This window comes from Vibrio sp. Y176, assembly GCF_033438945.1.
Window position 1 is genome coordinate 1 of record NZ_JAWOQS010001034.1, and the last position, 546, is coordinate 546.

Below are 546 nucleotides of genomic sequence, written 5' to 3' on the forward strand. Positions count from 1 at the left end.
TTAGTAGCTTGAGCTGTGATTGTACTCATAATTTCACGCCTTATGAATTAATTAAAATATTTAGTATTTGGTTTTCGTCTTTTACGTTATGAATATCTTCAATAAACTCTTCGCTAAATTTACCGAATAATTCTTGAAGAACATAAATATGGTGGTCGGCACCGTTATCTGGTGAGGCAATCATGAAGAATACGGTCGGTTTGACTCCCTCTTCGTCGCCATACTCGATGCCTTCGCGCTTTACGCCAACAGCGATTGCAGGCTCTGTGACCGCTTTGCTTTTTGCGTGTGGGTAGGCGATGCCGTCCATTGAAGTTACGCTTAATGTTTCACGTGCTTCTATGTCGGTTAAAAAAGCCTCTTTGCTGCTGATTCGATTATTTTCGAATAGCATTTTCGCTAGCTCTTCAAAGACTTCTTTTTTATTATTTGCTTTAAGATTGCCTTTAATTAAATTGACGTTTGTTAGTTCTGTAATCATTTTGTGACTCATTGGTACTGAAGTAATGAGTCAAATTTAATTAATGAAGTGGTTTTCGGAAATAG

At 37.4% G+C, this 546-nt stretch carries 1 protein-coding gene; it reads right to left on the reverse strand.

The features are described from left to right. Window positions 1-40 precede the first annotated feature (40 nt). Window positions 41-481, reverse strand: coding sequence for a PTS sugar transporter subunit IIA (locus R7O13_RS30045; RefSeq protein WP_318305612.1), 441 nt, complete (start codon window positions 479-481; stop codon window positions 41-43). Between the last annotated feature and the right edge of the window lie 65 nt (window positions 482-546).

Coding starts and splice junctions, on each gene's coding strand:
- R7O13_RS30045 (WP_318305612.1), bottom strand. CDS start 481: ATGATTACAGAACTAACAAACGTCAATTTAATTAAAGGCAATCTTAAA.